31 protein-coding genes are annotated in these 25715 nt (G+C 71.3%); 19 read left to right on the forward strand and 12 right to left on the reverse strand.

Annotated features, from left to right (window positions below; translation table 11 throughout):
- Window positions 1-24: 24 nt before the first annotated feature.
- Complete coding sequence (locus tag AMIS_RS36530) at window positions 25-891, reverse strand: G5 domain-containing protein (RefSeq protein WP_014447507.1); 867 nt, start codon at window positions 889-891, stop codon at window positions 25-27.
- Between the two features lie 244 nt (window positions 892-1135).
- Here AMIS_RS36530 and AMIS_RS36535 point away from each other — a divergent pair, with 244 nt between their 5' ends.
- Together AMIS_RS36535 and AMIS_RS36540 are read left to right on the forward strand one after the other, a co-directional pair.
- Window positions 1136-1612 (forward strand): MarR family winged helix-turn-helix transcriptional regulator, encoded by a 477-nt coding sequence (locus AMIS_RS36535; RefSeq protein ID WP_014447508.1) that lies wholly within the window; start codon window positions 1136-1138, stop codon window positions 1610-1612.
- 44 nt (window positions 1613-1656) lie between these two features.
- Window positions 1657-2304, forward strand: a complete 648-nt coding sequence (locus AMIS_RS36540; protein WP_014447509.1) for a hypothetical protein — start codon at window positions 1657-1659, stop codon at window positions 2302-2304.
- Here the strand turns inward: AMIS_RS36540 and AMIS_RS36545 are convergent.
- Complete coding sequence (locus AMIS_RS36545) at window positions 2270-2752, reverse strand: GNAT family N-acetyltransferase (protein ID WP_014447510.1); 483 nt, start codon at window positions 2750-2752, stop codon at window positions 2270-2272. The genes AMIS_RS36540 and AMIS_RS36545 overlap by 35 nt on opposite strands.
- Window positions 2753-2795: 43 nt before the next feature.
- On the opposite strand from AMIS_RS36545, the gene AMIS_RS36550 reads away from it, so the two are divergent.
- Together AMIS_RS36550 and AMIS_RS36555 are read left to right on the forward strand one after the other, a co-directional pair.
- Entirely contained in the window at window positions 2796-3431 is a 636-nt protein-coding gene (locus tag AMIS_RS36550) for a TetR/AcrR family transcriptional regulator (protein ID WP_014447511.1), read from the forward strand.
- A 5-nt stretch (window positions 3432-3436) separates the two neighbouring features.
- Complete coding sequence (locus tag AMIS_RS36555) at window positions 3437-4018, forward strand: Uma2 family endonuclease (RefSeq protein WP_014447512.1); 582 nt, start codon at window positions 3437-3439, stop codon at window positions 4016-4018.
- 8 nt (window positions 4019-4026) lie between these two features.
- Here AMIS_RS36555 and AMIS_RS43805 read toward each other — a convergent pair whose 3' ends face one another.
- On the reverse strand, window positions 4027-4251 hold the full coding sequence (locus AMIS_RS43805) for a hypothetical protein (RefSeq protein WP_014447513.1): 225 nt from the start codon (window positions 4249-4251) through the stop codon (window positions 4027-4029).
- A 131-nt stretch (window positions 4252-4382) separates the two neighbouring features.
- Between AMIS_RS43805 and AMIS_RS36565 the strand changes: the two genes are divergently transcribed.
- The 5 genes from AMIS_RS36565 (at window position 4383) to AMIS_RS43195 (ending at window position 6915) form a co-directional block, all read left to right on the forward strand.
- Window positions 4383-4619, forward strand: a complete 237-nt coding sequence (locus tag AMIS_RS36565) for a hypothetical protein (protein ID WP_014447514.1) — start codon at window positions 4383-4385, stop codon at window positions 4617-4619.
- A gap of 242 nt (window positions 4620-4861) precedes the next feature.
- Window positions 4862-6049, forward strand: a complete 1188-nt coding sequence (locus AMIS_RS44455) for a helix-turn-helix domain-containing protein (protein WP_157435189.1) — start codon at window positions 4862-4864, stop codon at window positions 6047-6049.
- A gap of 169 nt (window positions 6050-6218) precedes the next feature.
- The gene (locus tag AMIS_RS36575; protein ID WP_157435190.1) at window positions 6219-6434 is read left to right on the forward strand and encodes a hypothetical protein; all 216 of its coding nucleotides are present in this window, start codon (window positions 6219-6221) and stop codon (window positions 6432-6434) included.
- Window positions 6431-6658, forward strand: a complete 228-nt coding sequence (locus AMIS_RS36580; RefSeq protein WP_014447517.1) for a hypothetical protein — start codon at window positions 6431-6433, stop codon at window positions 6656-6658. The genes AMIS_RS36575 and AMIS_RS36580 overlap by 4 nt, the downstream gene beginning before the upstream one ends.
- The gene (locus AMIS_RS43195; RefSeq protein ID WP_014447518.1) at window positions 6655-6915 is read left to right on the forward strand and encodes a hypothetical protein; all 261 of its coding nucleotides are present in this window, start codon (window positions 6655-6657) and stop codon (window positions 6913-6915) included. Before AMIS_RS36580 ends, AMIS_RS43195 begins: the two co-directional genes overlap by 4 nt.
- Window positions 6916-6930: 15 nt before the next feature.
- On the opposite strand, the gene ychF is transcribed toward AMIS_RS43195, so the two are convergent.
- Window positions 6931-8016 (reverse strand): redox-regulated ATPase YchF, encoded by a 1086-nt coding sequence (gene ychF, locus AMIS_RS36585; protein ID WP_014447519.1) that lies wholly within the window; start codon window positions 8014-8016, stop codon window positions 6931-6933.
- A 23-nt stretch (window positions 8017-8039) separates the two neighbouring features.
- A complete protein-coding gene (locus AMIS_RS36590; protein ID WP_014447520.1) occupies window positions 8040-8834 on the reverse strand; it encodes an alpha/beta fold hydrolase in 795 nt (264 codons plus the stop codon).
- A gap of 110 nt (window positions 8835-8944) precedes the next feature.
- Here AMIS_RS36590 and AMIS_RS36595 point away from each other — a divergent pair, with 110 nt between their 5' ends.
- The 4 genes from AMIS_RS36595 (at window position 8945) to AMIS_RS36610 (ending at window position 14374) form a co-directional block, all read left to right on the forward strand.
- A complete protein-coding gene (locus tag AMIS_RS36595; protein ID WP_014447521.1) occupies window positions 8945-10453 on the forward strand; it encodes a DNA-3-methyladenine glycosylase 2 family protein in 1509 nt (502 codons plus the stop codon).
- 121 nt (window positions 10454-10574) lie between these two features.
- Window positions 10575-11072 (forward strand): methylated-DNA--[protein]-cysteine S-methyltransferase, encoded by a 498-nt coding sequence (locus AMIS_RS36600; protein WP_014447522.1) that lies wholly within the window; start codon window positions 10575-10577, stop codon window positions 11070-11072.
- Between the two features lie 152 nt (window positions 11073-11224).
- A complete protein-coding gene (gene valS, locus AMIS_RS36605; RefSeq protein WP_014447523.1) occupies window positions 11225-13762 on the forward strand; it encodes a valine--tRNA ligase in 2538 nt (845 codons plus the stop codon).
- Window positions 13763-13807: 45 nt separating this feature from the next.
- Window positions 13808-14374: a hypothetical protein gene (locus tag AMIS_RS36610; RefSeq protein ID WP_014447524.1), complete on the forward strand. Its 567-nt coding sequence runs from the start codon at window positions 13808-13810 to the stop codon at window positions 14372-14374.
- A gap of 6 nt (window positions 14375-14380) precedes the next feature.
- Here the strand turns inward: AMIS_RS36610 and AMIS_RS36615 are convergent, their stop codons facing one another.
- Window positions 14381-15181 (reverse strand): hypothetical protein, encoded by an 801-nt coding sequence (locus tag AMIS_RS36615; RefSeq protein ID WP_014447525.1) that lies wholly within the window; start codon window positions 15179-15181, stop codon window positions 14381-14383.
- Between the two features lie 25 nt (window positions 15182-15206).
- Here AMIS_RS36615 and rmuC point away from each other — a divergent pair, with 25 nt between their 5' ends.
- Complete coding sequence (rmuC, locus tag AMIS_RS36620) at window positions 15207-16379, forward strand: DNA recombination protein RmuC (protein ID WP_014447526.1); 1173 nt, start codon at window positions 15207-15209, stop codon at window positions 16377-16379.
- Here rmuC and AMIS_RS36625 read toward each other — a convergent pair.
- The gene (locus AMIS_RS36625) at window positions 16363-17340 is read right to left on the reverse strand and encodes a 4-hydroxy-3-methylbut-2-enyl diphosphate reductase (protein WP_014447527.1); all 978 of its coding nucleotides are present in this window, start codon (window positions 17338-17340) and stop codon (window positions 16363-16365) included. The two genes, rmuC and AMIS_RS36625, sit on opposite strands and share 17 nt — an antisense overlap.
- A gap of 89 nt (window positions 17341-17429) precedes the next feature.
- Between AMIS_RS36625 and AMIS_RS36630 the strand changes: the two genes are divergently transcribed.
- The 4 genes from AMIS_RS36630 to AMIS_RS36645 are packed head-to-tail and all read left to right on the forward strand — an operon-like array spanning window position 17430 to window position 19964.
- The gene (locus AMIS_RS36630; RefSeq protein ID WP_014447528.1) at window positions 17430-17939 is read left to right on the forward strand and encodes a hypothetical protein; all 510 of its coding nucleotides are present in this window, start codon (window positions 17430-17432) and stop codon (window positions 17937-17939) included.
- Window positions 17940-17946: 7 nt separating this feature from the next.
- Window positions 17947-18516 (forward strand): hypothetical protein, encoded by a 570-nt coding sequence (locus AMIS_RS36635; RefSeq protein ID WP_014447529.1) that lies wholly within the window; start codon window positions 17947-17949, stop codon window positions 18514-18516.
- A 9-nt stretch (window positions 18517-18525) separates the two neighbouring features.
- Entirely contained in the window at window positions 18526-19764 is a 1239-nt protein-coding gene (gene xseA, locus AMIS_RS36640; protein WP_014447530.1) for an exodeoxyribonuclease VII large subunit, read from the forward strand.
- A complete protein-coding gene (locus tag AMIS_RS36645) occupies window positions 19761-19964 on the forward strand; it encodes an exodeoxyribonuclease VII small subunit (RefSeq protein ID WP_014447531.1) in 204 nt (67 codons plus the stop codon). The genes xseA and AMIS_RS36645 overlap by 4 nt, the downstream gene beginning before the upstream one ends.
- A 7-nt stretch (window positions 19965-19971) precedes the next feature.
- Here the strand turns inward: AMIS_RS36645 and AMIS_RS36650 are convergent, their stop codons facing one another.
- Window positions 19972-20523, reverse strand: coding sequence for a DUF4245 domain-containing protein (locus AMIS_RS36650; protein WP_231859164.1), 552 nt, complete (start codon window positions 20521-20523; stop codon window positions 19972-19974).
- 49 nt (window positions 20524-20572) lie between these two features.
- Between AMIS_RS36650 and glpX the strand changes: the two genes are divergently transcribed.
- A complete protein-coding gene (glpX, locus tag AMIS_RS36655; protein WP_014447533.1) occupies window positions 20573-21640 on the forward strand; it encodes a class II fructose-bisphosphatase in 1068 nt (355 codons plus the stop codon).
- 24 nt (window positions 21641-21664) lie between these two features.
- Here the strand turns inward: glpX and AMIS_RS36660 are convergent, their stop codons facing one another.
- From AMIS_RS36660 to AMIS_RS36675, 4 genes are all read right to left on the reverse strand, one after another.
- Window positions 21665-22282 (reverse strand): rhomboid family intramembrane serine protease, encoded by a 618-nt coding sequence (locus AMIS_RS36660; protein ID WP_014447534.1) that lies wholly within the window; start codon window positions 22280-22282, stop codon window positions 21665-21667.
- A gap of 75 nt (window positions 22283-22357) precedes the next feature.
- Window positions 22358-23122 (reverse strand): S1 family peptidase, encoded by a 765-nt coding sequence (locus tag AMIS_RS36665; RefSeq protein WP_231859165.1) that lies wholly within the window; start codon window positions 23120-23122, stop codon window positions 22358-22360.
- A gap of 77 nt (window positions 23123-23199) precedes the next feature.
- Window positions 23200-23913 carry an aggregation-promoting factor C-terminal-like domain-containing protein gene (locus AMIS_RS36670; protein ID WP_014447536.1) on the reverse strand — a complete coding sequence of 238 codons (714 nt, stop codon included), beginning with the start codon at window positions 23911-23913 and terminating at the stop codon, window positions 23200-23202.
- A gap of 281 nt (window positions 23914-24194) precedes the next feature.
- Complete coding sequence (locus tag AMIS_RS36675) at window positions 24195-25613, reverse strand: PhoH family protein (protein WP_014447537.1); 1419 nt, start codon at window positions 25611-25613, stop codon at window positions 24195-24197.
- Window positions 25614-25715 lie beyond the last annotated feature (102 nt).

The following is a 25715-nucleotide window of genomic DNA, read 5'->3' on the forward strand; positions in this document are numbered from 1 at the left end:
ACCCGGCGATGCAATCACCGGTGGTCATCGACACAGCGAGCCGGGCTCCAGGCGTACCCGATCAAGGGTTTCCGGATCGAGAAGCGCGAGCTCCTCCCGGGTCAGGACGGCCATGTCGTCCTTGCCCTCCGCCCCCTCCGCGGGGTCCGCCGCCGGGACGGAGTCGCCGGAACCGTCCTCCGGGCAGACCGCCGAGCGGCCCAGCGGCACGCAGACCCGCAGCAGCCCTTCGCAGGAGCGGTCCGCGGCGTGCCGGGCGCCGAAGACCACGATCCGCGGCTCCGGGGCGCGGGTGACCTCGGTGCCGATCAGGATCCGCGCGGTCGGCCGGCCGTCGGTGAGCGTCACCAGGTAACGCAGGGTCTCCTCACCGGTCAGGCCAGGCGACTCGATCTTGCGAGTGCCGCGGGGCAGCGACGGGTCCCGGATCACCTGGGTCGGGAACGGGATGTCCCGGGTCTCCACGTCGGTGCGCGTGGTCACCACCGGTTCCGCGGCCGAGGTCTGTGCGGGCGCCCGGTGCGGCGTCGCCCGCTCGGCGGGTTCCTTCCCGGCGGTACGGGTGGGGCGCGGCCCGGTCCGATCGGCCCGCTCGTCGGCCACCCGGGCCCGGCTGAGCTGGACTGCCCCGGCCGCCGCCGCCCCCGCGGCCGCCGCGGTCTGTCCGGTGCGCGGCGTCGCCGGCGTGTGCCGCTGCGGCAACGGCTCGGCGGCGGCCGCGGCGCGGCTCACCACCTCCGGGCTCTCTTCGAGCCGGGGCGCGCCGAGGTCGGGGTCGCCGATCCCGGCGTCGGCCGTGGCGACGGTTCGCGCGTCGTCTCCGGAGAGGGCGACCACGCCGGCCACCCCGGCGCCGGCGAGCACGATCAGCGCGGTCGCGCCCGCGGTCATCCGGACACCGAACGGCAGACGAGCCCACCAAGACTTTCGTGGCATTTCGAGCAATTGCTGGAGAGAGTCACTAGTTGTCTGGTTTTGCACCAAAGCATTGTGACCCTTCTTCGCCCGCTGGCAAATCACCACAATGTCCCCCAAACTGCTGACGCCCGCAGCCCGTCACCTGGTTCGCGCGTTGCCCCGGCGAGGCGGAAAGTCGACAGGGGGCGGTGCGGCGGCCGGTCGTACGATCGAAGTCATGTCCGCCACCACGACGCCGGTGCCCGCGGCGGGGCCCGTCCCGCTGAGCCCGCAGGAGGAGGCGGTGATGCGCGCGCTCGGCCGGTTCCTGATGGTCATGCCCCGCGCGCTGGACGCCGACCTGATGCGAGAACAGCGCATGTCCGCGAGTGAATACTCCGTGCTGCGCCACCTCTCGGAGACGCCCGGCCAGATGATGCGGATGAGCGAGCTCGCCGTCGCCTGCGACATGTCACTGAGCGGGATGACCCGTCTCGCCGCCAAACTGGAATCCCTCGGGCACCTGCGCCGCACCCGATGCCTGGAGGACGCGCGCGGCGCCAACGCGGTGCTCACCGAGGAGGGCCTGGCCCGGCTCCGCGAGGCGTGGCCGACCCATCTGGCCAGCGTGCGCCGGCACATCTTCGACCACCTCGACGGCCTCGACCTGGACCGGCTCGCCGCCGCGTTCTCGGCGATGGCCGCCGACACCTGATCGGACATTCCGGCATTTCGCCTCCGGATTGCGAGAATGGGCCGGTGCTCAACGCCGCCGCCTTCCCCGTCACCCGCCCGGAATCCCGCGACGACCTCCCGCCCCGGACCGACCTGCCGACCCGGATCGCCCGGATGGTGTCCGAAGTGCTCGCTCCCGCCGTCCTGGTCGCCGCCCTGCTGATGATCGTCGGCTGGCACGCCGGCACGACCTCCGGGGCGTCGCGCTGGTGGGGTCTGCCCGGCGCGCTGTTCGCCGCGGTCATCCCGCTCGGCTACGTGCTGCACGGCGTCCGAAAAGGACGACTCACCAACCACCACATCCCGGAGCGCGCCGACCGCCGTGTCCCGCTGCTCTTCGGCACCGCGTCGCTGGCCGCCGGCCTGGTCCTGCTGATCGCACTCGGCGCGCCCCGCGAGGTGCTCGCCCTGCTCGGGGCCGGCGGGTGCGGCCTTGCCCTCTTCGCGGCCGTCACCCACTGGTGGAAGATGTCCATCCACGCCGGCGTGGCGTCCGGCACGGTGGCCGCGCTGACCGCGGTCTACGGCCCGGTCGCGCTGCTCGGGGTGCCGCTGGTGGTGCTCGGCTGCTGGGCGCGGGTGCGGCTGACCGCGCACACGCCGGCGCAGGTGGTGGTGGGCGCGGTGGCCGGCGCCGTCATCGCCGGGACGGTGTTCCCGCTGCTGCGCTGAGCGAGCGCTCGTAGCAGACCGACAGATCCGAGCCCTCGTACGCGCCGAACAGCGGAATCCGCCGGTAACCCTCGCGCTCGTAGAAGCGCATCGCGTCGGGCTGGGCGGGACCGGTCTCCAACCGGATCGTCGTCCAGCCGCGCTCCACCGCGGCCTCCTCCAGCGCCCGCAGGATCGCCGTGGCGATGCCCGAGCCGCGGGAGTGCGGAGACACGTACATCCGCTTGATCTCCGCGCTCGTCGCGTCCAGTCGGCGCAGCGCACCGCAGCCGACCGCCCGCCCGCCGGAGACGGCCACCAGGAACAGATCGATGTCGGCAGCCGACGGCGGCATGCCCGGCTCGTGGTCGCCGGTGCCGTAACGGGCGTCCAGCTCGGCGCGCTGCGCAGCCCGCAGCGCGGCACCGTCCGGATCGTCCCAGGCGCGGACCTCGACGGAGACACTCATGGTGCCCTCCTTTCGTAACAGGCGTTACGGTAACATCCGTTACGTGGCCAGATCAGCAGACCGCTCAGCACAGGGCGAGGCGTTGTCCCGGGCCGTGTGGAGCGTGCTCGCCGAGCAGGGGCTGGAACGACTCACCGTCCGCGCCGTCGCCGCCGCCGCCGGCTGCACGACCGGCCTGGTGATGCACCGCTTCCCGAACCGGCAGGCCCTGCTGCTGCACGCCCGCCGGCTGCTGCACGAGACCACCCGGGCCCGGGTCGAGTCCCTGGAGTCCTCGGCCGCCGGCCCCCGGGCCGCCCTGCGCGCGATCCTGCGCCAGGGCATGGCGCTCGACGAGCAGACCCGGCAGGAGGCGATCGTCTGGATGGGCTTCCTGGCGGCCGCCGTGACCGACGACGATTTGATCGAGGAGCACCGCCGCAACAACCGCGCCTGGCGCGCCCGCATCGAGCGCCTGGTGGCGGCAGCCGCTCCGGAGTGGACACCCGAGCGGGTCGCGACGGTGGCGCTGGCCCTGATCACGATGACCGAGGGCGTCGCCGCGTACGCGGCGGCCGATCCCGGCGCCTTCCCGGCGGCGGCCCAGGAGGCCATGCTGGACGCGGCCCTGACAGCCCACGACCTGGCCCCTGATCCGCACCGGCTTGCCTCGCCCTCGACCTGCCCTGAGTTACCGTGAGGGGCATGACCGCGGTGCCCGAGTGGATGCGCCCGCCCCGGCCCGAGGGGTGGTATGCCGACGATCTCGACTACCTTCCGGAGGCGCCGCGGCACACCGAGCTGATCGACGGAGCGCTCGTCTTCATGATGTCTCCCCAGCGGGCCTGGCACAGTCGGGCCGTCTCCGCCTTGCTGATCACCCTCCTCGATCAGGCACCGACGGGTGTCGAGGTGGAGCGCGAGATGACGATCCGGCTCGACGACCGAAACCGGCCCGAGCCCGACCTTCTCGCCACCAGGGCACCTTTCTACGACCCGAACCGCACCTACTACACGCCCGACCAGGTGCTTCTCGTCGTCGAGGTGGTCTCCCCGGAGTCAGCGCACCGCGACCGAACGGTCAAGCTCCGCAAATACGCGGAAGCCGGCATTCCGTACTATTGGCGCGTGGAGGACGAGGACACGTCGCCGGTCGTCCACGCCTACGAACTCGACGGGCCGACCCGCGCCTACGCGCCGAGCGGCATCCATCGCCACGAGCTGCGGACCAGCACGCCGTTCCCCATCGAGATCGACCTGGACGGGTTGGTCCCCGGCGCTCGTTGAATCTGCCCTCACACCGCCACGAGCCGGATGCGATCACCGCAGAGCTTGCTCATATCCTCGATGTCCGAGGTCAGCATGACCACGGGGCGGTGCTGCCGCAGCGCAGCCTCGGCGACCGCCGCGTCGATGGCTGCCCTCGCGAGCGATCGGGCAAAATCCGACCAGTCCTCGGCGGACTTGTCGGGCGCTCCAGCGACTGGGTGAAGGCGTGGGCGTGTGGCACGGGTCGCCAAGCGAACGCACCGCGATCGCGGCCCGTCCGGTGGTTACAACTGTGACCACCGGGGCCGCTTCGGACATGGGGCTGCCAGAATCGGCGATTCGATAAGCAGGTGATGCACGGATCGAGTGGGGAGGCGGTCAGGTGGCTGAGGTGAGGCCGCTATGGGAACGCATCCCGCACCGTCCCAGCGCTGAAGAGATCGAGCAGGCCGACCGCATCCAGCAGGTGCACGCCGACTGGGTGCGCGAGCACGCCGACGAGATGCCGTTCGACTCCGAAGGGCGGCGCGCGGGTAGCGACTATCCGCTGCACTACGTCGACGTGGAGGCCTCTGGCGAGGCGCTCGACGATCTGAAGTGGCAAATTGGGCCGGCCTGACCTGCGCCTGGGCGAGAGCAGCCGAAAGGGAGTCGGGCCAGCACGGCAACGTCCTGGTGGAAGCGTCGTTGGTGGTACGGCGTCCGGTAGTACCGCGGCCGGATGATCGGCCACGAATGTTCGTCCGATCGCCCAACCTCGGCGCAGCTATCCACAGCGTTGTGGACATTGACGTACCGTCGATGTTGGCGGTCGGAGTAGAGACCGGCCGCCACACCCTGACCTCTACCAGGGGAGCACGGATGACGACCGGGCGAGAGACGTTTGTGCAAGCCCTGGCCCGTTTCCAGGGCGCAATGTCATTGCGAGAACTAGCTCGCCGGGCCCGCATAGACGCCGGGCACCTCTCCCGTGTCGCGCGAGGCGTACGCCCACCCCACGCCGATCTGGCCCGCGCCCTGGACCGAGCGCTGAATACCGACGGCCAGCTGGAGGCCCTCGTCGAGCGGAAGCCCGCACGGTTCGAGGTCGACGACTTCCGACCCTGGGAAACCGCCGAGCTCCTCGGCCGAATCCGCGCCGGCGCTATCAACAACGGCACCATTGAATCCCTCGAGGCCACAGTGATCGAGCTGTGCTGCGAGTATCCGACCCGGGACGCCCATAGCCTGCGTCGGGAGGCGCACATCTGGTTGGGGGAGATCGATCGGCAGCTGCGCAAGCCGGTCGGTCTCGCCGCACACGAGGGCTTACTGCACGCCGCCGGCTGGCTGGCCCTGCTGACCGGATGCTTGGAGTACGACATGGGTCAGCGGGCGGCTGCGGAGGCAACCCGGGTGGCCGCGCGGCAGCTCGGGGAGGAGGGCGGAAACCCCGAGATCGTCGGCTGGAGTTTCGAGATGTCGGCGTGGTTCGCGCTGACCCAAGGCAGGCTCGGCGCGGTCCTCGACGCTGCACGGGCCGGCCAGGCGGCCGCACCCGGAGGTTCAGCAGCCGTGCAACTCGCCGGGCAGGAGGCGAAGGCCGCCGCCCGGCTCCGCGACAAGGAGGGTGTCCGGGATGCCCTGGAGCACGGTCGAGTCCTGCTCGCGTCACGGCCGGCACCGTCCCGGCCGGACCACCACTTCATCGTCGACCCGGCAAAGTGGGACTTCTACGCGATGGATGCCTACCGCCTTGCTGGCGACGATGCGCGGGCAGCGCAACACGCGCGGACCGTGCTGCAGCTCGGGTCGAGTGCCGACGGAGAGCTGGCGCCGATGCGGATGACGGAGGCTCGGCTGACGCTCGCCGCCGTCGCGGCCCGCGGCGGGGACCTGGAACAGGCCGTCACGGCAGGCATCGGGGCTCTCAGTGGTCAGCGCAAGTCCCTTCCGTCACTGCTGATGGTCGGCGGAGAACTGGACGCCGAGCTGCACAGCCGGTACCCGGGCGAGTCCGGGCCCGCGGACTTCCGGGAAGCACTCCGATCGGTCGCTGCCGGTACGTGAGCGGTCCTGTTGCCAACGTTGCCAAATGCCGGCATCGGGCACCCGGCAGCGCGCCACTACTCCACCTCGCGTGATCGCTCGGTGACGATCAGGCTGCGACGGCACGGTTCGCCCACCTCCATGGAAAGCCCGTGCCATCGCACCCCCGGCGCCCGGCTCGGTGGAGGCGATGAGCGTGACCAGGTACGAGATCGAGCACCAGCCCCGACGGCTGCGGGCGCGGCCGTGGCGGATGGTCTGCGCCTACGACGGCATGCCCTGGCCGTGCATCGGTCAGCGCGCCCTGTGCAAGGCGGGATGCTGCGACCACGACTCCGATACGTTCCTGGAGCTGGTCGACGCGCTCGGTCCCTTCGCCCCCGCCTGGGCGCGGAGGATGCGATGAGCCTCCGGACTATCCGACGACACTCCTGGCCGCTCGACGCCGAGGCCGCGACCGAGCTGCTGCAAGCCGACCTGCCGGGCTGGGTCGTGACCTACCGACCCGGCTTGCCCGGCATCTTCTGGGCCGAGCGGCTGCGCGAGACCGGCTCCTCGGCCGTGTGGTGCTCGGACCCGGCCGGCGTCTACGCCACTATCGAGAACCTGTGCGACGAGGACACGCGATGAGCGGCGAGCCGGAGAACCTCGCCCACCGCAATCGCCGGCTTCCCGGAGTTCTCGAAGAGTGCGAACGTCTGGACGCGGCCGGAGACCTCTCGGAGCGCTGCCCGCGATGCACATCCGGCCCGGGGACTCCTTGCGTCAACCTGTTCACCGGCACGCTCAAGGCCGAGACCTGCTGGTCCCGTCGCACGCTGCGGGGCGATGACGTCGAGCTGCCCGCTCACCTGATCGCCCCGCTCGCCGATGCGCCCCGCCCCTGACGCGTTGTGGCGGTACTACACGTTGAAGCGGAACTCGACGACGTCGCCGTCCTTCATGATGTAGTCCTTGCCCTCCATGCGGACCTTGCCGGCTGCCTTCGCGGCGGACATGGAGCCGGCGGCGACCAGGTCGTCGAAGCTGACGATCTCGGCCTTGATGAAGCCGCGCTGGAAGTCGGAGTGGATGACGCCGGCCGCCTCGGGGGCCGTGGCGCCGACCGGGATGACCCAGGCGCGGGCCTCTTTCGGGCCGGCGGTCAGGTAGGTCTGCAGGCCGAGCGTCTCGAAGCCGACGCGGATCAGGCGGTTCAGGCCGGGCTCGGACTGGCCGGTGGACTGGAGGAGCTCGAGGGCCTCCTCGTCGTCCAGCTCGATCAGCTCGGACTCGATCTTCGCGTCCATGAAGACGGCCTCGGCGGGGGCGACCAGGGCGCGCAACTCGTTGAGGAACGCCTCGTTGCCCAGCTCGGCCTCGTCGACGTTGAACACGTACAGGAAAGGCTTCGTGGTGAGCAGGTGCAGCTCGGCGAGCAGCTCCAGCTCGACCCCCGCGGTCTTGGCACCCTGGTAGAGCGTCACACCGTCGTTGAGCAGCTTGAACGCGGCCTCGGCGGCGGCCACCGTCGCGGCCTTCTCCTTCTTGAGCTTCGCCTCTTTCTGCAGGCGGGGCAGTGCCTTCTCGACCGTCTGCAGGTCGGCGAGGATCAGCTCGGTGTTGATCGTCTCGATGTCGTCGGACGGCGAGACCTTGCCGTCGACGTGCAGCACGTTCGGGTCGGAGAACGCGCGGACCACCTGGCAGATCGCGGACGCGTCGCGGATGTTCGCGAGGAACGCGTTGCCGCGACCCTGGCCCTTCGACGCGCCGCGGACCAGGCCCGCGATGTCGACGAAGCTCACCGGCGCCGGCAGGATCTTCTCACTGCTGAACAGCTCGGCGAGCTTGTTCAGCCGGTCGTCGGGCAGCCCGACCACGCCGACGTTGGGCTCGATCGTCGCGAACGGGTAGTTCGCGGCGAGCACGTCGTTCTTGGTCAGGGCGTTGAACAGGGTGCTCTTGCCGACGTTGGGCAGGCCGACGATTCCGATGGTGAGGCTCACGGAACGCCAGTCTACGGGTTGGGTCAGGCGAAGAAACGACGCAGTTCGGCTGCGACCAGTTCCGGCCTGCCGCTGTCGTCAGCGGCGAGATGGCCCACGCCGGTCAGGGTTACCCGCCGCACTCGCGGCAGGACCGGCTCGAGGCCGTTCAACACCCCGATCAGGTACGCCGGTGAGCGGTCCCCGCCAAGCAGGAGCGTCTCGGCGGTGACGGCCCGGTACGTGTTCAGCGGGCCGGCCGCGTCGTCGACCACCGCCGCGTCCAGGCGCATCGTGGGGACCAGTTCGGCGAGCTCGCGGCCCCGGCCACCGCGCATGGCGAGACCGGCGAGCGGGATCAGCGCCGCCCGGGGCACATGCCGGAACTCGCCCGTGCCCTTCGTGACGGTCACGAACGCGGCCGCGCGGTGACCACGGGACAGCTCTTTCTCGTACCGGGGAAGCCAGGAGGTCGGGTCGTGAGCGCCGTGCTTGAGCGGCGGCTCGTAGAGCGCGAGCCGCTCGATCGGCAGCTCCATGGCCGCGCGCAGGGCGACGACCGCGCCCGAGCTGAGCCCGAACACGTGCCGTGCCCCGGTCTCGTCGAGCACCGCCCGCAGGTCGTCGATCTCCGCGCGCAGGCCGTGACCGGTAGCGGCCGGACCGCTGTGGCCGCGACCACGGCGGTCCGGGACGTAGACGGTGTGCGTCGCGGAGAGGAGCCGTGCGAGCTTCGTGAAGTTCGCCGACGTCTGCATGCCGCCGTGCAGGAGCACGACCTTGGGGCCACCGCCGAAGGTGCGCCACGCGATGTCCGTTCGTTGCGCCACAACATCCATGCGTCAACCATAGTTGACATATTCCACCGCGTCAACCTAAGTTGACAACGGTACGGTGATGTCCGAAACCCGCCAGCCACGCCGGTGGGCGGCAGAGCAGACTCGGGGACATGGAGCTGGACTTCGAGCGTTGCTACCGGGCCGTCGACAGCCGTGACCAGCGGTTCGACGGATGCTTCTACACGGCCGTGCGCACCACCGGGATCTACTGCCGGCCCTCCTGCCCCGCCGTCACGCCGAAACGCCAGAACGTCACGTTCTACCCCAGCGCGGCCGCGTCCCAGCGCGCCGGATACCGGGCCTGCCGCCGCTGCCGGCCCGACGCCGCACCCGGCTCCCCCGAATGGGACATGCGCGCCGACACGATCGGCCGCGCCATGCGGCTCATCGGCGACGGCGTCGTCGACCGGGAAGGCGTCGCCGGGCTCGCCAGCCGGCTCGGATACACCGAACGGCACCTCAACCGGATGCTCACCGCGGAACTCGGCGCCGGGCCGCTCGCCCTCGCCCGGGCCCAGCGCGCCCAGACCGCGCGGATCCTCGTCGAGACGACCGACCTCGGGCTCGCCGACATCGCGTTCGCCGCCGGATTCGGCAGCGTGCGGCAGTTCAACGACACGATGCTCGAGGTGTACGCGGTGTCACCGAGCCAGCTGCGCAACCAGCGGCCCGCCGCCGCACGGGGCGAAGCCGGGGTGATCAATCTGCGGCTCGCCTATCGGCCGCCGCTGCACGCCGGGTCACTCCTTGAATTCCTGGGAGCGCGGACCCTGCCGGGGGTGGATGAGCTGTGCGGTGACACGTACCGGAGGGGGATGGTCTTGCCGCATGGAAGCGCGACCGTTGCGCTGAAGCCCGCGGAAAGGTGGGTTTTCGCGACGCTGCGGCTGAGCGATGTGCGGGATCTGGCGCCGGCGGTGGCGCGGTGCCGGCGGTTGTTCGATCTCGATGCTGATCCGGTGGCGGTGGACGGGATGCTGGGGGCCGAGGGGGCGTTGCGGGAGGTGGTGCGGGGGGAGCCGGGGGTGCGGGTGCCGCGGGCGGTGGATGGGTTCGAGATGGCGGTGCGGGCTGTGGTGGGGCAGCAGGTGAGCGTTGCGGGGGCGCGGACGACGCTGGGCCGGATTCTGCGGGCCGCCGCGATCGTGGACAGTCCGGTGGCCCTCGAAGAGGGCCCCTCCCCCGCCTCCCGACCTACCGCCCTACCGACGCCCACCGACACCACCGCAGCCACCACCGCACTCACCGGCTTCCCACCGGCAAGCGCCATAGCCGCCCTCCCCGACTCCGCGTTCGGGATGCCCGCCACCCGCCGCACCACGATCCGCGCCCTGGCGACCGCGGTAGCCGACGGCAAACTGGACCTGGAGCCCGGCGCGGACCGCACCGAGACCACCGCCCGCCTGATGGAACTCCCCGGCATCGGCCCCTGGACAGCCGGTTACGTCGCCATGCGCGCAGTAGGCGACCCCGACGTCTTCCTGGAGACCGACCTGGCGGCTCGCCGCGGCGCGGCCGCCCTGGGTCTCCCCGACACACCCCGTGAGCTGGCAGAACACGCGGAACGCTGGCGACCTTGGCGGTCCTATGCGCTGATCCGTCTCTGGCGTGCTGCCTGACGACGCTACCGCCCGCCGACGCCCCGCGGGAGTTGTCCACATTCCCGGGTTGTCCACAGGCCGGCCTGCGGCGGCAGGCGTTTCCGGCAAGGCTGTGCCCCCCGATCGTGAGGAGAGAGCGATGCTTCGTTATTCGACGTTGGACACCCCGACCGGCCCGTTCACCGTGGTCGTGACGAAGGACGGCGTGGTTCGCGCCGCCGGTTTCACCACGGATGTGCCGGAGCTGATGCGGCTGATGAGTCCGAAACTGCGGGCGCCGGCCGAGGCGAACGACGATGTGGGCCCGGTGCGTGACGCGGTCCGCGCCTATCTCGACGGCGACCTGACGGCGCTGGACGCGGTGCAGGTCGAGCAGCACACCCGCGGTGAGTTCATGAGTCACGCCTGGGACGTGATGCGCCAGATCAAGCCGGGTGCGCCGGTGACCTACACCCGTTATGCGGCGCTGGCGGGTCGTCCACTGGCGGTGCGTGGCGCCGCGTCGGCGTGTGCGCGCAACGCGGTGGCGCTGATCCTGCCGTGCCATCGGGTGTTGCGCACGGACGGGTCGCTGGGCGGGTACCGGTGGGGCCTGCCGGTCAAGTCGTGGCTGCTGGCGCACGAGGCGAACGGCTGACGAAGCCCTTGGCGGTGGGCGCACGCGCAACGCCGATGCATGCGCCCCACCGCCCGGAGGAGCTGGACGCCGGCAAACCCCGCAGACACCCCGATCACCGTACGGCCTAATCGCCTCGCCGATCGCACCACCGGAACCCTAGGCTGAACGGCATGACTGATACGGGAACCGGACGTCACGGTCTCCCCGAGCGCCCGTCGCTGGACGGCCTCGAGGAGAAGTGGGCGTCGCACTGGCAGGGGGAGGGCACGTACGCGTTCGACCGTTCCAAGGAGCGCTCGGACGTGTTCTCGATCGACACACCCCCGCCGACCGTATCCGGATCGCTGCATATCGGGCACGTCTTCTCCTACACGCACACCGACACGGTCGCGCGTTTCCAGCGGATGCGCGGCAAGGCCGTCTTCTATCCGATGGGCTGGGACGACAACGGCCTGCCCACCGAGCGCCGCGTGCAGAACGTGTTCGGTGTCCGCTGCGACCCGTCGCTGCCCTACGACGCGGATTGGGCGCCGCCGGCGAAACCGCCGAAGCCGCCCGTCTCGATCTCCCGGCGGAACTTCGTCGAGTTGTGCGAGAGGCTCACCGCCGAGGACGAGAAGGCGTTCGAGTCGCTGTGGCGGCGGCTGGGGCTGTCCGTCGACTGGGGACTGACGTATTCGACGATCGGGGCGACGGCCCGCCGGATCGCGCAGCGGGCGTTCCTCGCGAACCTGAGCAGCGGCGACGCCTACACCTCGGAGGCGCCGACCCTGTGGGACGTCGGTTTCCGCACCGCTGTCGCGCAGGCCGAGCTGGAGGATCGGGAGAGGCAGGGCGCCTACCACACGCTGCGGTTCACCGGCGACAACGGACCGATCGAGGTCGACACGACCCGGCCGGAGTTGCTGCCGGCGTGTGTCGCGCTCGTTCACCATCCGGGTGATCCCCGCTTCACGGGCCTCACCTCGGCCCGGACACCCTTCTTCGATGTCGAGGTCCCGGTTCTGGCCCATCCGCTGGCTGCCGCCGACAAGGGTACGGGGATAGCCATGGTCTGCACGTTCGGTGACCTCACCGACGTCACGTGGTGGCGTGACCTCAAGCTGGACACCCGTGTCGTCCTGGGCCGTGACGGACGGTTCCTCCCGGATCGTCCGGAGGGGGTCCCGTCGGCGGCGTACCAGCATTTCGCCGGGCTGACCGTGGCGGCGGCCCGCAAGGAGATGGTCCGGCTGCTGGGCGAGTCCGGTGGCCTGATCGGGGAGCCGCGGCCGGTCACGCATCCGGTCAAGTTCTACGAGAAGGGCGACACGCCGCTGGAGATCGTCACCAGCCGGCAGTGGTTCATCCGCAACGGCGGGCGTGACCAGCAGCTGCGGGAGCGCCTGCTGGAGCGGGGCCGTGAGCTGCGCTGGGTGCCGGAGAGCATGCGCCATCGGTACGAGCACTGGGTCGGCGGCCTGACCGGTGACTGGCTGATCAGCCGGCAGCGGTTCTTCGGTGTGCCGATCCCGGTCTGGTACCGGGTGGACGCCGCGGGTGAGCCGGACTACGCGGACCCGCTGATCCCGCCGATGGAGAGCCTGCCGGTCGACCCGTCGTCGGAGTGCCCGCCGGGGTTCACCGAGGAGCAGCGGGACGTGCCGGGCGGGTTCACGGCGGACCCGGATGTCATGGACACCTGGGCGACGTCGTCGCTGACACCGCAGATCGTCACGGGCTGGAGCACGGACGAGGATCTGCACCGCCGCACGTACCCGATGGATCTGCGCCCGCAGGGCCAGGAGATCATCCGGACCTGGCTGTTCGCGTCGGTCCTGCGCGGCGAGCAGCTCGGCGGCACGCTGCCGTGGGAGCGGGCCGTGCTGTCCGGCTGGATCCTCGACCCGGACCACAAGAAGATCTCGAAGTCCAAGGGCAACGAGGTGGAGACGCCGCTCGCGCTGCTGGAGCAGTACGGGTCGGACGCGGTGCGGTACTGGGCGGCGAGCGGCCGTCCCGGCGCCGACCTGGCGTTCGAGCCGGCGCAGCTGAAGGTCGGGCGGCGGCTGGCGACGAAGCTGCTGAACGCGTCCCGGTTCGCGCTGGGCCTGGGCGCCGCGGAGGCGCTGCGGAAACCGGTCACGGAACCGCTGGACCGGGCGATGCTGGGCCGTCTCACATCGGTGGTCAGCGAGGCGACGGCGGCGTTCGAGCGGTTCCAGCACACCGACGCGCTGCAGGTCACGGAGACGTTCTTCTGGACGTTCTGCGACGACTACATCGAGCTGGTCAAGGACCGGGCGTACTCGGACGGTCCGGGCGCGGACTCGGCCCGGGCCGCGCTCGCCGCCGGGCTGTCGGCGCTGTTGCGGCTGTTCGCGCCGTTCCTGCCGTACGTCACGGAGGAGGTCTGGTCGTGGTGGCGGTACGGCTCGGTGCACCAGGCGACGTGGCCGACGACGCACGAGCTGTCCCGGGTGGCGCCGGAGAGCGACCCGTCGCTGCTGGATCTGGCGGGTGAGGCGCTGCGGCAGGTCCGCCGGGCGAAGTCGGACCGCAAGCTCTCGATGAAGACGGAGGTGCCGCTCGCCGAGGCGCTCGGGCCGGCCGATCTGCTGGATCGGCTGGCGCTGGTCGAGGGCGACTTCCGGGCGGCGGGCCGGATCACGAAGCTGGACCTGCTGCGCGACCGCACCCCGGAGCTCGTCATCGCCTGCGCGTTCTGATCCGATTCCCGGTGCCGGGGCCGTGTGCTGGTCCACCATTAGGGCATGTCATTCGCCCCGGAGGAGGTCCAGGCCCCGGCCCGGGACGCGGTGCTGTTCCGGTCCTCGCCGGTGCGCGCCTTCTTGATGGTGTTCGCCGCGCTGCTGGTGGCCTACCTGGCGGTGTCGCCGGTGGTGGCCCGGTTCGCCCGTGGGACGGGCGAACCGTGGTGGGTCACCGCCGCGCAGGCGGTCGCGGTCGCGGCCGGCGCCGCGGGCGTCTACACCCTCTCTGCGAGAGGGTCGCTTCCCACCTGGGTACGGGTGTCGGAGGCCGGCCTGGAGCTGGCGGCGCAGGACAGCGACCCGATTCTGCTGGAGTGGCGGGACGTGGCCGCCGTGGTGATCCGCCGGGCCGGTCTGCGCACGGTCCTCGAGGTGGTGCCCGGTGACCTGGACACGGTGCATCCGGTGCAGGACGCCGCGGATGGCGCGCCGCCGCTGACCGACACGCCTCGCGGCCCGGCGTTCACCGCCGACCTGAGTCAGCTGTGGCCGACGTCGCGGGCGCTGCGCCGGGAGCTGGAGCACTGGATGCTCGTGAAGAAGAACCAGCCGGTCCGGCGTTTCTGACAGCGGTCAGATGTCGCCGCCGCCACCCCAGTCGCCGCCGCCACCCCAGTCGCCACCGCCACCCCAGTCGCCGCCACCGCTGGAGTCGCTGCCGCCGCTGAGGTCATTGCCGCCGAAGTCGGCGGCCTGGGCGTCGCCGCCCCAGTCCTGCCCGCCCCAGTCGCCGCCCCAGTCGCCGTCGCCGCCGACGATGCCCACGTCGCCGAAGGCGGGCGAGAACAGCGCGTCGAAGATCAGCATGCCGCCGAGGACGCCGGCACCCGCGCCGAGCGCGGTCTTCCACACGGGCGTCGAGTACCACCCGGCGGGCACCGGGCGGCCCTGCACCCGGCCGCCGGGGTAGTAGTAGGGCGTGCCGGGGCCGGGCTGCGGGCCCGCGCGGTACTGATGACCCTCGACGGTGACCTCCCGTTCCCGGGTGAGCTGCCCGCTGCCCCGGGAGGCGGCCAGCGGCGGCAGCTCGGGGCCGGGGTCGATGCCCATCGCGGTGCGCGCGGCCCGCACGTAGGCGAGGCCCTCCAGAGCCGACTCGCGGGCCAGCTCGTACTGCCGGACCGAATTGGCCTGCTGGAGCTGACCGCCTGCCGCGTTGTACCGCTCGCTCGCGTCAGCGAGCGCCTGACGGGCCGCCGGGTCCTCGGAGACCAGGTTCATCACCTGACCGCCGAGCCGCTCGTACCACCGCTGCGCCTCGGCGCGGGCGTCCTCGAGCTGCGTCTGCCGGCGAGCCTGTCCACTGCGCTGCGTCGCGGCGATGACCAGCGCCACCAGCGCGAGGATCACCAGGATGAGTAACACGCCCTTCATGTTTCCCACGGTACCTCTGCGGGTCATGTGTCACCGGTCTGGCAATCTTCTCCAAGTGACGTTCTCCACGCTCGCTGTGATCCTCGTCTGCCTCGCCGCCGGCGCCGCCCTGGGCTGGCTGGTCGCCCGGGCACGCGCCGCCACCGACATCGCCCGGCTGGAGGCGACCCTGGAGGCGGCCCGGGAGGGTGAGCAGCGGATGGAGCAGTCGCTTCGGGCACTGTCCTATGAGGCGACCGCGCAGTCCCAGGAGGCGGTGGCCCGAGCGGTGGCGCCGCTGCACGAGACCCTGCGCCGGTACGAGGAGCGGGTCGCCCAGCTGGAGCACGACCGGGTGGACGCGTACGCGGAGCTGCGCGAACAGGTCCGGGTGATGGGCGCGGTCTCGGGCGAGCTGCGCACCGAGACCCGGCAGCTGGTGTCGGCGCTGCGCGCGCCGCAGGTGCGCGGCCGCTGGGGTGAGCATCAGCTGCGGCGCATCGTGGAGGCGGCCGGGCTGCTGGAGCACTGCGACTTCGCCGAGCAGGTCACGGCGGCCACCGACGATCAGGGGGTCCGGCCCGACCTGGTGGTGCGGCTGCACGGCGGCCGGGCCGTGGTGGTGGACGCGAAGGCGCCGCTGGACGGGTACCTGTCGGCGATGGAGGCCCGCGACGAGCGCACCCGCGACGGCCACCTGGACATGCACGCCCGGCACCTGCGCGCGCACGTGGACCAGTTGTCGGCGAAGAAGTACTGGGCGGCGTTCGACGAGGCCACCGACTTCGTGGTGCTGTTCGTCCCGGCGGACCCGTTCCTGGACGCGGCCCTGCAGCGGGACCCGGGGCTGATGGAGCACGCGTTCCGCCGGCACGTGGTCCTGGCCACCCCGGCCACCCTGATCGCCCTGCTGCGCACCGTCGCGTACTCCTGGCGCCAGGAGGCACTGGCCCGCAACGCGGTGGCGGTGCACAGCCTGGGCCGGGAGCTCTACGCCCGGCTGTCCACGCTCGGCGACCACGTGGCGAAGCTGGGCACGTCGCTGACCGGGGCGGTCACCGCGTACAACAAGGCCGTCGGCTCGCTGGAGTCACGGGTGCTGGTGAGCGCCCGCAAGCTGGCCGAGATGGGCGTGACCGGCGACGACCTCATGGAGACGCCGCAGGTCGAGGTCATGCCCCGCCAACCTCAAGCTCCCGAGCTCAGCCAGCAGCCCTAGCGGCGGCCGCGGCTTTCATGTCGCGGCGCAGTTCCTGGGGCAGCGAGAACGTCAACCGTTCTTCCGCGGTCGTGTACTCCGTGACCTCGCCGAAGCCGCGCTCGGCGAGGTGGGCGAGCACCTCCATGACCAGCTCGTCCGGGACGCTGGCACCGGACGAGACGCCGACCGTGGTGGCGCCGGCCAGCCACTCGTCCTGGATCTCGGCGGCGTAGTCGACCAGGTGACCGGCCCGGGCGCCGGCGCCGAGGGCGACCTCGACGAGCCGCACCGAGTTCGACGAGTTCGTCGAGCCGACGACGATGACCACGTCGCAGTCCGGGGCGATCTCCTTGATCACGTGCTGGCGGTTGGAGGTGGCGTAGCAGATGTCGTCGCTGGGCGGCGACTGCAGCAGCGGCAGCCGGGTCTTCAGCCGGGCCACCGTCTCCATCGTCTCGTCGACCGAGAGCGTGGTCTGCGACAGCCAGACGACCTTGGACGGGTCGCGGACCACGACGTTCTCCACGTCGTCCGGGCCGTCGACCAGCTGGATGTGCGCGGGGGCCTCGCCGGAGGTGCCGATGACCTCCTCGTGACCCTCGTGACCGATCAGCAGGATGTCGTAGTCCTCGGCGGCGAACCGTTTCGCCTCGTGGTGCACCTTCGTCACCAGGGGGCAGGTCGCGTCGATCGCCTTGAGGTTGCGCTCGCGGGCCTGCTCGTGGACCTCGGGCGCAACGCCGTGGGCGGAGAAGACGACCGTGGACCCCTCGGGGACCTCGTAGTTCTCCTCCACGAAGATCGCACCGCGGGCCTCCAGGGTGCTGACCACGTGTTTGTTGTGCACGATCTGCTTGCGCACGTAGACCGGGGCGCCGTAGAGCTTCAGCGCCTCCTCGACGGTCTGCACGGCGCGGTCGACGCCGGCGCAGTAGCCACGCGGCTTGGCGAGCAACACCCGCTTACGAGGTTCAGTCACCCGGCCATGGTACGTGGCCGCTCCCCCTGCCTGTCGATCTGCGATCAGTGCCACAGCAGGGCTGGCGGACGTCGGGCACACTGCCGCCCATGACGGAGCTCTACACCGGGATGGTCCGGCTGGCGATCGGGGTGCTGACCCTGCTCGGCGGCGCGTTCTGGCTGGTGATGGCCCTGACCATGCCGGACGTGCGGGACGTGACGATCAGCGTGGCCGCGGTCGGTGCCGGGTTGATCGTGCTGTTCTGGGACCGGCTGCGCCTGCCGGCCCGGATCGTCGTGCCGGTGGCGGCCGCCGGCGGGCTGGCCGGGACGGGCACCGGGCTGGCGGCGGACCGCATCAGCGAGGGCGGGATGTTCGCATGGCTGGAGTACCGCGGCTGGCCGTTCGAGTGGCTGGTGCGCGGCGGTGTGGCGGACACCCCGGACGAGGCACGGCGGCTGGCGATCGAGGACGGCTGGGCGGCCGACTGGTTACGGATGCTCGTGGACGTGGTGCTCTGGACGTACGCAAGCCTGGTGTTGATCGTGGTTTTGATCGTCGGGATGCGGGCGCTGCGTGGGTATTTTGCCCCGAAAGTGACGGATCAGCCGGGATAATGGCCGCATGGGCGGCGCGCATCGGGGCGAGGACCCGTGGGCAGCGTGGCCGTCCATCCCGGCGGTGCTCCGGGTGATGGCGGGCTGGTTCCTCGTCGGCATCGGCGCGCTGAACCTCGCGGTCGAGGTGGACGGCGGCCTGACCGGGCAGTACCTGATCTTCCACGTGGCGCTGCTGGCCGGCGGCGTGCTGCTGCTGGCCCGGCACCGGATCCGGCCGAGCCGCGCCGGGTACCTGGTGTCCGGGCTGCTCGCGCTCGCCGGGATGGCCGTCGCGACGGTACCCGCCACCACACGCTGCTGCCTCGCCGATCACCCGCAGCGGCGCGGCTATCCGTTCCCGTTCCTCGGCACCGGGGACGGCGTGCACGTCGACCCGGAGTACCTGGCCGCGGACCTGGTCTTCTGGGCCTGCGCCGGGCTGCTCGTGCTCACCGTGCTGACCGTGATCGAGCAGCGGCTGCCGGAACGGCGCACCCCGGTGGACCTCGGCGCCTACACCGGGCGGCACGCCGAGCCCCGCGCCATGGCCGCCACCGGCGATCGCAGCGGGGAGAATGTCGGTGGGCTTCCGTAATCTGGCCGGGTGACCCAGCCCGAGGCGAAGAAGCCGGAACCCAAGAGCACCGCTGACGAGCCGTGGCCGGTCCGCGTGGTCAGCCAGAAAGTCGGCGCCTGGATCGCGAAACTCGGCTGGGTCTGGGTGGACGGGCAGGTCGCCCAGATCAGCCGCCGGCCCGGCTCGGGCGTGGTCTTCCTGACCCTGCGTGACCCCTCCGCCGACCTGAGCCTGACCGTCACGGCCCACCGCGACGTGCTCGACGCGGGCGCGCCGGAGCTGGCCGAGGGCGCCCGGGTCACCATGCACGCGAAACCGGAGTTCTATCCCGCCCGGGGCACGCTGAGCCTGCGCGCCGACGAGATCCGCCAGGTCGGCCTCGGTGAGCTGCTGGCGCGGCTGGAGCGGCTGAAGAAGCTGCTCGGCGCGGAGGGCCTGTTCGCCCGTGACCGCAAGCGGCGGCTGCCGTTCCTGCCCGGCCGGATCGGCCTGATCACCGGCCGGGCCAGCGCCGCCGAGCGCGACGTGCTGATGAACACCCGGCGCCGCTGGCCGGCCGTGGAGTTCCGGGTGGTCAACGTGGCGGTGCAGGGCCCGACCGCGGTGCCGCAGATCATCGACGCGCTGAAGGTTCTGGACAACGACGACACGATCGACGTCATCGTGATCGCCCGGGGCGGCGGCAGCGTGGAGGACCTGCTGCCCTTCTCCGACGAGGCGCTCTGCCGGGCAGTGTTCGCGGCGCGCACCCCGGTGGTCAGCGCGATCGGGCACGAGACCGACGCGCCGCTGCTGGACTACGTGGCCGACCTGCGCGCCTCCACCCCGACCGACGCCGCCAAGCGGATCGTGCCGGACCTCGCCGACGAGCTGCGCCTGATCGAGCTCGCCCGCAACCGGCTGGACCGCGCGGTCATCGGCCTGATCGAGCGGGAACGGCACCGGATCGAGTCGTGGCGCTCGCGGCCGGTGCTGGCCCGCCCGGAGTCGCTGATCGACCAGCGCGCCGCCGAGGTGACCGCGCTGCGGGACCGCGCCGGGCGCAGCCTGGAGCACCGGCTGCGCCGCGCCGACGACGACCTGCGGCACACCGTCGCCCGGCTGCGGGCGCTGTCGCCGGCGGCGACCCTGCAGCGCGGCTATGCGATCGTGCAGCGCGCCGACGGCCACGTGGTCCGCGCCGCGGACGAGGTGGCCGCGGACGACCTTCTTCGGATCCGGCTCGCGTCCGGCGAGCTGGCGGCAAGAGTAGGAAGTGACCAGTGAGCGACGAGAACCTCAGCTACGAGCAGGCCCGCACCGAGCTGGCGTCCGTGGTGGAGCGTCTGGAGCAGGGCGGCGGGAGCCTGGAGGAGTCGCTCGCGCTGTGGGAGCGCGGCGAGAAACTGGCCGACGTCTGCCAGCGCTGGCTGGACGGTGCCCGGGAGCGGATCGAGGCGGCCCGCGCGGCCCGGCCCGGCGACTGAGCGCCGGTCAGCGGAGCGCGGCCGCCAGGGTCTCCATGTCGTCGCGGTCGGTCTCGCCGATCAGCAGGATGGTCCGGTTCTGCTCGGTGACGATGAACGCGGTCTCGCCCGGCCGCCCGGAGTAGACCATCCAGGTGCGGTCGCCGGCGCGGAACGTGCCGGTCCGCTTGCCCTGATCGCCCACCTCGGCGGGGACCAGGGTCGCGGCCGGCACCGTGCTCTGCACCAGCAGGATCGGGTCGGACTCCGGGTCGACGTAACCGAGACGCAGGGTGGCCCCGCCGTCCTCCTCGCGGAAGTTGGCGGACGTGACATACCAGTCCTCGCTCAGGCCGGCCGGCTGCACCACGGTGAACCGCTGCGAGGCGGACTGGACCGCGCTCGTCGTGTCCTTCGAGATCGGCTTGTCGCCGTCGAGGACCAGTTTCCAGAAAACCATCACCAGCGCGATCGGCACCAGCAGCACCAGCAGCGAATAGGCCATGTCGCGGGGGCGGCGGCCCTCTTTCGGGGCGAGCCGCGCGGGCGCGGGTGCGGGGACAGACGTCGCGGGTTCCACCAACCCATTGTTAACCATGTCGCTGAACCGAGACGGGGCACGTCCGCGGATGCCAGGATCGGAGGACTTGACAGCCCCGCAACGTCGCGAGGAGGCCGCCGTGCCAGCCCGAGTCCCCCAGGACCTCGACCGCAACATCGCCCTCGACCTCGTCCGAGTCACCGAAGCGGCCGCCATGGCCGCCGGACGCTGGGTCGGCCGTGGCGACAAGAACGGCGGTGACGGCGCCGCCGTCGACGCCATGCGCAAGCTCATCAACTCGATCCAGATGCGCGGCGTCGTCGTCATCGGCGAGGGTGAGAAGGACGAAGCGCCGATGCTCTTCAACGGCGAGCAGGTCGGCGACGGCACCGGGCCGGAGGTGGACGTCGCGGTCGACCCGGTGGACGGCACCACGCTGATGAGCAAGGGGATGCCGGGCGCCGTCGCGGTCCTCGCGGTGGCCGAGCGGGGCGCGATGTTCGACCCGAGCGCGGTGTTCTACATGGAGAAGATCGCGGTCGGCCCGGACTGCGCCGACGTGATCGACATCAACGCCGGCGCCACCGAGAACCTCAAGCGCATCGCGAAGGCGAAGAGGTCGAGCGTCTCCGACGTGACGGTGTGCATCCTGGACCGTCCCCGGCACGCGAAGCTGGTCGAGGAGGTCCGGCACGCCGGCGCGAACATCAAGTTCATCTCGGACGGCGACATCGCCGGGGCCATCTCGGCGGCCCGCGAGGAGTCCGACGTCGACGTGCTGATGGGCATCGGCGGCACCCCGGAGGGCATCACCGCGGCGTGCGCGCTGAAGTGCCTCGGCGGCATGATCCAGGCGAAGCTGTGGCCGCACGACGAGGCGGAGCGGGAGCGGGCGATCGCCGCCGGGCACGACCTGGACCGGGTGCTCAGCACCGACGACCTGGTCACCGGCGACAACTGCTTCTTCGTGGCGACCGGTGTGACCTCCGGTGACCTGCTCAAGGGGGTGCGCTACCGGTCCGGTGGGGCGCACACCCAGTCGATCGTGATGCGGTCCAAGAGCGGGACGATCCGGGTGATCGACTCGTACCACCGGCTGGAGAAGCTCGCGCTCTACTCCGCGGTGGACTTCGACGGGCACCTGCCCACGCTCTGATCAGGCCCCGCTGGTCAGAATCGGTCAGCGCCGGCGGCGGAACAGCACCGCCGCCAGCGCGCCGCCGACCAGCCCGAGCAGGTGGCCCTGCCAGGAGACCCGGGCGTCGGTGGGCAGGATGCCGTAGAGCTGGTACCAGTAGAGCAGGCCGATGAACGCGGCCACCGCGATGTTCCACCAGCTGCGCTCGACCAGGCCGCGGGTGAGCAGCAGCCCGAGATAGCCGAAGATCACGCCGCTGGCGCCGACCACCACGCTCTGCGGGTCGCCGATGAACCACACGCCCAGGCCGGCCACCGCCATGATCACCACGGTCGACCAGATGAACCGGCGCATCCCGCCGGCCAGCACGAACGTGCCGAGCAGGATGAGCGGCACCGCGTTGCCGTAGAGATGCTCCCAGTCGGCGTGCAGGAACGGGCTGAACAGCACCCCGTCGAGGCCCTGGATGTGGCGCGGGATGATGCCGCCGGCCACGTCGAGCGTGCCGGGACCGAGGCCGACGTCGATCGCCTCGATCAGGAAGAGTCCCGGGACGACGGCGCACATCGTCACGAACGCCCGGCCCAGCGACGCGTAGAAGGCATCGGTGCCGAATCTCGCCGCTTCGTCCTCGCGTGCCTTCGCCCAGTCGTACCCCATGGTCCGATGGTGGCAGCCCGGCGCATCCCCGGCCACCCAGGAGGCCCAGCCGGGATGGGCTCAGCCCAGATTGAATCAGCCGAGCTTGCTGATCGCCGCCCGGATCTCGTCGCGGAACTTGGAGACCTGGGTGTAGACGCCGAAGTAGCCGTCCCGCGCGCACCCCAGCCCCCAGCTGACGATGCCCACCTGCCGCCACGTGCCGGCCGCGTCGCGGCGCACCATCGGCCCGCCGGAGTCGCCCTGGCAGGTGTCGACCCCGTGCCGCCCGGCGCAGATCGACTCGTCGCGGACCAGTTCCACCCCGGCCTGCCGGTACGCCTTGGCGCACTCCCGATCCGCGATGATCGGCACCTCGGCGTAGTGCAGGCGCCGCTCCTGCTTCAGCGAGCTCTCCCGGGTCTGCCCCCACCCCATCACCGTGAACGGGCCCTCGTCCCCGCCGGCGTCCTCGGGCAGGTCGAGGGTGGGCAGGTCGAGCGCGCGTTCCAGCCGGACCAGCGCCCAGTCCTTGCCCTCGGTCTCGGTCACGAAACCGGGCGACCGGAACACCTCGACCGATTTCACCGTGACCGCGTCCTTGGACTTCAGGTCGGACGAGCCCGCAGTGACGGTGATCCGGTGGTTCGGGCCGGTCGCGCCGACGCAGTGCCCGGCCGTGAGGACCAGCCGGGGGGCGGTGAGCGCGCCGCCGCAGCCCATCGAGAGCCGCACCGCCCAGGGGAACTCGCCGGGCGTGGCTATCTCGCCGCCGATCACCTCGGGGACGCGCGTGTCCGCGCGGGCCGGCGTGGCGCCGACCGGCAGCGCGACCGTCACGGCCACGACAAGCGAAGCCACATTTCGGACCATACGGACATTGGATCACAGCAAAACGGGGCTGCGCGGCGTGCCGCGCAGCCCCGTTTCAAGTCAGATCAGTACCAGCCCGTGTTCTGCGAGTGGCTCCACGCGCTGCACGGGGTGCCGTAACGGCCCTTGATGTAGCCGAGGCCCCACTCGATCTGGGTGGCCGGGTTGGTCTTCCAGTCCGAGCCGGCCGACGCCATCTTGCTGCCGGGCAGCGACTGCGGGATCCCGTACGCGCCGGAGCTGCGGTTCGTGGCCTTGTAGTTCCAGCCACTCTCCTTCTTCCACAGCTTGTCCAGGCAGGGGAACTGGGAGAGGCCGAAACCGGCGTCGAGCGTCATGGCGCAGCCGATCTTGCGGCTGCCGCTGTACTCGTTGCAGGACTCCGGGATGTCGCCGGTGTACTCCACCGGCCCGCCCGACTCGGCGGCCTCGGCCTTCTTCTTCTTCTCCTCGGCGGCCTTCTTCTCGGCGGCCTCGGCGGCGATCGCCTTCTTCTCCAGCGTCCGCGCCTTGGTGGCCGCGGTCTTCGCCTCGGCGGCCGCCTTGGACGCCGCGGCGTCCTCCGCCTGGCTCCGGAAGGCCCGGGCCGCGGCGTGCTGCGCCTGACGCTCCTTGAGCAGCTGCATCTCGTCGGCGTCCGCCTGAAGGACGAGCTGGGACGTGGCGCTCTGCTGCTCGAGTTCCCGGTTCTGCCCGAGGTAGACGCCGCCGACCAGACCGGTCAGCAGCAGACCCACGGATGCCGTACGAACTCCGAGCCGGCTCCAGAGCCGCTTCACGAAGAATCCCTTCGTCGGGGGCAATGACGCGGCGCGTCTCCACCGTCACTGGGTGAAACCGCGCCGCGAGCACCGCGACCCCGCTGGGCCGCCGCCTCGAACTCCGAGGGGGTGGCCCGAAGTCGATCTCCGACCACGTTGCCACTCGATGGCGCTCGCCGAACACCATGGCGCAACGTGAAGTGGATGTGAAATGCCAACGCGGTCTTGTGACGCTAGTCACACGATTTTTTATCTCAATCCGGCACAAAGTCCCGCGCTGGCGTCATCTCACCGGGGGGTCAGAGAGGGATTTCCTCCAGCAGGTCGGTGACCACCTCGGCAATCGGCGATCGCTCCGAACGGGTCAGCGTGACATGGGCGAAGATCGGATGCCCCTTCAGCGCTTCGATGACCGCCGTGACACCGTCGTGCCGGCCGACCCGCAGATTGTCACGCTGCGCGACATCGTGGGTGAGGACCACCCGCGAGTTCTGGCCGATCCGGGAGAGCACGGTCAGCAGCACGTTGCGCTCCAGCGACTGCGCCTCGTCCACGATGACGAACGCGTCGTGCAGGCTCCGGCCCCGGATGTGGGTCAGCGGCAGCACCTCGAGCATGCCGCGGGCCATGACCTCCTCGACCACGTTGGCGTGGGCGACCGCGCCGAGCGTGTCGAAGACGGCCTGCGCCCAGGGCGACATCTTCTCCGCCTCGCTGCCGGGCAGGTAGCCGAGCTCCTGGCCGCCGACCGCGTACAGCGGGCGGAACACCACCACCTTCTTGTGGCGGTTGCGCTCCATCGTCGCCTCCAGGCCGGCGCAGAGCGCCAGCGCGGACTTGCCGGTGCCGGCCCGGCCGCCGAGCGAGACGATCCCGATCGACTCGTCGAGCAGGATGTCCAGCGCCACCCGCTGCTCCGCGGAACGGCCGCGCAGGCCGAACGCGTCCCGGTCGCCGCGCACCAGCTTGATGGTCTTGTCCGGGTTCACCCGGGCCAGGGCCGAGCCGCGCGACGAATGGATCACCAGGCCGGTGTGGCAGGGCAGGTTCTCCGCCTCGTCGACCTCCAGCTCCTCGCCGGAGTAGAGGGCGACCACCTGCTCCTCGGTGAGCCGCAGATCGGCCATGCCGGTCCAGGTCGGGTCGCTGGCCTGGCCGTGCCGGTACTCGTCGGCGGTGATGCCGACCGAGGCGGCCTTCACCCGCAACGGCATGTCCTTGCTGACGAGCGTGACGTCCCGGCCCTCCGCGGCCAGCCCGAGCGCCACCGAGAGGATCCGGGTGTCGTTCGAGTCGTTGCGGAAGCCGTGCGGCAGCGCGCTCTGGTCGGCGTGGTTCAGCTCGACCCGCAGCGTGCCGCCCTCGTCGTTGCAGAGCACCGGCTGGTCGAGGCGGCCGTGCTTGATCCGCAGCTCGTCCAGCATGCGCAGCGACTGCCGGGCGAACCAGCCCAGCTCGGGGTGGTGACGTTTGCCCTCCAGTTCGGAGATGACCACGAGGGGCACGACGACCTCGTGGTCGGTGAACCGGCGGAACGCCGCCGGGTCGGACAGCAGGACCGAAGTGTCCAGGACGAAGACGCGGCCGGCCGGGGCCGGCTCGGCGTCGGCGTGCCGGTCCCGCACCCTGCGGCGCGGCGTCGTGGCACGGGTCTTGGTCACCTTGTCGGCCGGGTCGGAGTTCGAAGCGACACCGGCATCGGTACGGCGAGATGTCACAGGCCTGCTCCAGCGGGCGTGCAACCCGCCACCCGCGGTCCGCCACCTCCGGCCGCCGGCACATGCACAGGGACGGATTGCGGGCCCTGTGGCGCAAGTCAT

The sequence above is a fragment of the Actinoplanes missouriensis 431 genome (genome assembly GCF_000284295.1).
GTDB lineage: Bacteria > Actinomycetota > Actinomycetes > Mycobacteriales > Micromonosporaceae > Actinoplanes > Actinoplanes missouriensis.

Excerpts from the sequence above, each read along its gene's own strand:
- AMIS_RS36580 (WP_014447517.1), top strand. The coding sequence starts at position 6,431 with ATGAGCCTCCGGACTATCCGACGACACTCCTGGCCGCTCGACGCCGAG.
- AMIS_RS36635 (WP_014447529.1), top strand. The coding sequence starts at position 17,947 with ATGGGCGGCGCGCATCGGGGCGAGGACCCGTGGGCAGCGTGGCCGTCC.
- AMIS_RS36535 (WP_014447508.1), top strand. The coding sequence starts at position 1,136 with ATGTCCGCCACCACGACGCCGGTGCCCGCGGCGGGGCCCGTCCCGCTG.
- AMIS_RS36590 (WP_014447520.1), bottom strand. The coding sequence starts at position 8,834 with ATGGATGTTGTGGCGCAACGAACGGACATCGCGTGGCGCACCTTCGGC.
- glpX (WP_014447533.1), top strand. The coding sequence starts at position 20,573 with ATGCCAGGATCGGAGGACTTGACAGCCCCGCAACGTCGCGAGGAGGCC.
- AMIS_RS36555 (WP_014447512.1), top strand. The coding sequence starts at position 3,437 with ATGACCGCGGTGCCCGAGTGGATGCGCCCGCCCCGGCCCGAGGGGTGG.
- AMIS_RS36630 (WP_014447528.1), top strand. The coding sequence starts at position 17,430 with ATGACGGAGCTCTACACCGGGATGGTCCGGCTGGCGATCGGGGTGCTG.
- AMIS_RS43195 (WP_014447518.1), top strand. The coding sequence starts at position 6,655 with ATGAGCGGCGAGCCGGAGAACCTCGCCCACCGCAATCGCCGGCTTCCC.
- AMIS_RS36615 (WP_014447525.1), bottom strand. The coding sequence starts at position 15,181 with ATGAAGGGCGTGTTACTCATCCTGGTGATCCTCGCGCTGGTGGCGCTG.
- AMIS_RS36595 (WP_014447521.1), top strand. The coding sequence starts at position 8,945 with ATGGAGCTGGACTTCGAGCGTTGCTACCGGGCCGTCGACAGCCGTGAC.
- AMIS_RS36660 (WP_014447534.1), bottom strand. The coding sequence starts at position 22,282 with ATGGGGTACGACTGGGCGAAGGCACGCGAGGACGAAGCGGCGAGATTC.
- valS (WP_014447523.1), top strand. The coding sequence starts at position 11,225 with ATGACTGATACGGGAACCGGACGTCACGGTCTCCCCGAGCGCCCGTCG.
- rmuC (WP_014447526.1), top strand. The coding sequence starts at position 15,207 with ATGTGTCACCGGTCTGGCAATCTTCTCCAAGTGACGTTCTCCACGCTC.
- AMIS_RS36575 (WP_157435190.1), top strand. The coding sequence starts at position 6,219 with ATGAGCGTGACCAGGTACGAGATCGAGCACCAGCCCCGACGGCTGCGG.
- AMIS_RS36545 (WP_014447510.1), bottom strand. The coding sequence starts at position 2,752 with ATGAGTGTCTCCGTCGAGGTCCGCGCCTGGGACGATCCGGACGGTGCC.
- AMIS_RS36600 (WP_014447522.1), top strand. The coding sequence starts at position 10,575 with ATGCTTCGTTATTCGACGTTGGACACCCCGACCGGCCCGTTCACCGTG.
- AMIS_RS36610 (WP_014447524.1), top strand. The coding sequence starts at position 13,808 with ATGTCATTCGCCCCGGAGGAGGTCCAGGCCCCGGCCCGGGACGCGGTG.
- AMIS_RS44455 (WP_157435189.1), top strand. The coding sequence starts at position 4,862 with ATGACGACCGGGCGAGAGACGTTTGTGCAAGCCCTGGCCCGTTTCCAG.
- AMIS_RS36530 (WP_014447507.1), bottom strand. The coding sequence starts at position 891 with ATGACCGCGGGCGCGACCGCGCTGATCGTGCTCGCCGGCGCCGGGGTG.